We start from the raw sequence: 2,875 nt of genomic DNA, 5'->3' as shown, positions 1-2,875 counted from the left end.
TTCCGCAAATTTGGTTTTGTGTTTGAGTAAATTCAAAGTTTTTCAATTCCGCAATTTTGGAATTCCGTTTCCATATTTGTGCTAGTAAAAATTCCGCAAACTTTCTTAATTCATAATTTTCACAAACTTGCTAAATTCCGCAATTTTGAAAAATTTTGACGAGCGAGAGAGTGTTCCACAAATTTTCAGTTTTCTTAAATTTAAAAGTAAAGAAATTCAATATTTCCCACGTTTCAATTCAGCGTTTGGATTTTTCTGAGCAATGAATTACAACGGTAAATATATGGCAAGTTGGGCAGAAAGTAAGCGATTATCTTCGAGCTAGCCACAAGCCAAATCTTTTTATTTTGTTTTAATTTTTCTCTTTTAATACCAAATCAAAAGATTTGGTGACTTTGCAAATAGACAACAACCTTTCGATTAAATATTAATTGCCCAATTTGCTATATATAGTGTTGTAACACGTTTTTATTTCTCATTTAATTGCGGGTAGACCACTTCTTTTATGTAGTCCATTATCCAATCATCTGCTAATTTTAATTGTTCTTTTCGTTCGTTCAATTCCGCGATTACTCTATTTTTTAAAGTTTGATTCTTTTTTCGATTGTTTTCATTCGTATTGTCATATACTATTACACAAAGAGCATCCATTAATAAATTCCTTTTATGATCTGGAATTTTAATTGTATCCAGAATCTTTAAAATCATATCCAAATATAATTCGTCAGCTAACAGTAGTTCTTCATCCTGTTCCATCAGATATAATTCAAGGTTTAGTGACCACTCTTTGAGTAATTCAAAGTCCAGATTTGGTTTTTGAAAAGTCGCGGTAAATTTATCATTACCACATTTCGAACATACCTTTCCGAATATTTTATCATAGTCGACTAATTCGAAAGCAGCTTCTCTTTTCGTAACAGTTAGATTCTGTTTGTGTTCACATTTCGAACAGGTTCTTTCTATTTTGTAATTATCTTTCACTTAAATGTGTTACAACGTTGTTGTATAAGGTTAGTTGCGTGTTTTAAGCAGTGAATTTAGTAAATAAAAGACGAACCAAGAAAGTCCGTTTGGACTTTCGTAAATAAGCTAAAAGCCAGCAATTAATTTTATACGGTGTTGTGCGTTCGTTTTTATTTTGTCGTTATTAATATTACACTTCCATTATAAACTCTACAAAAGTTTGTCTTTTCCATCATTTCCTGTGATAAAATATTAAATGATTTAATTGCGTTTGGGTCAATTTTCGTCTTTTCTAATAAGCTATCAGTTAATGGAATTCCGTCAATTATTACTAATTCTATTTTCTTTTTATTCCAACCTCTTTGTCCAGCAGATAAGCTGTCCAAATTCAGATTTTTCATTTCAAACAATTCAGTTCGTTTGAGTTGAGTGATTTTCAATTCTTTCGTTCGTTTGTCAATTCGGATATTTTCAATATTATCTTTATCAAGAAATACAGTTTCCAATTCAGTTTTTTCATTATCCACAAACATTTTATATTCCGCAGAATATTTTTTTAAAATTTTGTTTCGGTCGTATTTTATATTCCGAGTTGCGCAACCGAGCGTTAAATTCAACACTAATAGAAGTAGAAGTATTCTCATATTTTCTGGTTTTAATTCAAAAATATTTCAATTCTTTTTTTCATAAAAGTAATAATGAGTGAACGATGCTTTTCGTTTAGTTAACGTGTTTCTTAAATGACGCACAACGTTTTTGTATATGGTTTGTTGCGTGTTTCAAGCAACTAACTTAGTAAATAATTACCGACCAAGAAAGTCCGCGAGGACTTTCGTAAGTAGGCGAGAAGCTAGCAATAAATTATATACGGTGTTGTAACACGTTTTTTATTTGTTTAATTTATCTCGTAATAATTTTGCGAATTCAGAAAGTTCAATATCTATTTCTTTTTGAAAAACTATAATTTCAGCACTAAATTTCTCTACATAAAGTTCAGAAAGCTTTTGGCGAAAATTATTTAGTTTGTATTTAAATTTAGTTTTGTATTCAGCTTTTATTCCAATTTTGATGATATCAAAGTTCAAATCTTTTCCGAGTTCAATAAAATCAATCATTTCAGTTTTTATTTCTCCAAGATTCCCAAGAGTTGAATTGTAAGTAAATAAATTTTCGGATATAGTAAATACTTGTTTTTTAGTTTTTGCTTTAAGACCAATTGAAGAAAAAAATCCGCTTTTGGTTTTATTGATAAAAATTGTTTGTGCCATTTTCTTAAATGTGTTTATTCAAATTTAAAGCTTGTCCATAATCTCGAATTCACTGTTTTTCTTTTATATTTTCCAGCTTTCACAGTAATTTTTTCAGTCGCTTCTTTTATTAATTTATCAATTTCGTTGGACTGTGGATAAGACTTGACTTTAATATCAATAATTTCAGCTTTTTTTGTCACAGTTAAGTAAACATAAACACTTCCTTTAAATTCCGTTTCAGATTTTAAGTTTTCACTTATTAGTTTTTTTAAATTTTTCTCCGAACAAGTGATTTGTTCTTTCTCCGAAATTCTTTTTCCGCAATTATTTTCGAATGGCAATTCCGTCAGAATTGCATAATGATAAATTCCTTCTTTTTTCTGTTTAAAAGGTTTTAGTTTATATCCTTTTTCAGTAGAATCGTCAGCATCTAAAAAATGTCCTTTCGGAATTTGTCCAAATGAAAATATTGGGATTAAAAGTAAAATTGTTAGAAAGGTTAATTTAAATATCTTCATTTTGTTGGTTTCGTCAAATGTGTTACAACGTTTTGGTATAAAAATTTTTGCGATTTAAAAATGCGGCAAATTTTCCACCGGAAAATTAGAAGCATTTTTAAAAAAGCAAAAAGCATTGATTAGGCATAAATTTAAGCAATTTTT

The 2,875-nt window shown here is 29.0% G+C and carries 4 protein-coding genes; all 4 read right to left on the bottom strand.

Going from position 1 to position 2,875, the window contains the following annotated elements; genetic code table 11:
* Positions 1-468: 468 nt before the first annotated feature.
* The 4 genes from SHK09_RS15115 to SHK09_RS15100 all read right to left on the bottom strand — a co-directional run bounded on the left by SHK09_RS15115 (position 469) and on the right by SHK09_RS15100 (position 2,731).
* Entirely contained in the window at positions 469-981 is a 513-nt protein-coding gene (locus SHK09_RS15115; RefSeq protein ID WP_319811626.1) for a hypothetical protein, read from the bottom strand.
* Between the two features lie 152 nt (positions 982-1,133).
* The gene (locus tag SHK09_RS15110) at positions 1,134-1,607 is read right to left on the bottom strand and encodes a hypothetical protein (RefSeq protein ID WP_319811625.1); all 474 of its coding nucleotides are present in this window, start codon (positions 1,605-1,607) and stop codon (positions 1,134-1,136) included.
* Positions 1,608-1,850: 243 nt separating this feature from the next.
* Positions 1,851-2,231, bottom strand: coding sequence for a hypothetical protein (locus SHK09_RS15105; protein WP_319811624.1), 381 nt, complete (start codon positions 2,229-2,231; stop codon positions 1,851-1,853).
* A 14-nt stretch (positions 2,232-2,245) separates the two neighbouring features.
* Positions 2,246-2,731 carry a hypothetical protein gene (locus SHK09_RS15100; protein ID WP_319811623.1) on the bottom strand — a complete coding sequence of 162 codons (486 nt, stop codon included), beginning with the start codon at positions 2,729-2,731 and terminating at the stop codon, positions 2,246-2,248.
* Between the last annotated feature and the right edge of the window lie 144 nt (positions 2,732-2,875).

This window comes from Polaribacter sp. PL03, from assembly GCF_033875165.1.
In the GTDB taxonomy this organism is placed as follows: Bacteria; Bacteroidota; Bacteroidia; order Flavobacteriales; family Flavobacteriaceae; genus Polaribacter.
This window is presented reverse-complemented; position numbering and strand designations above follow the sequence as displayed.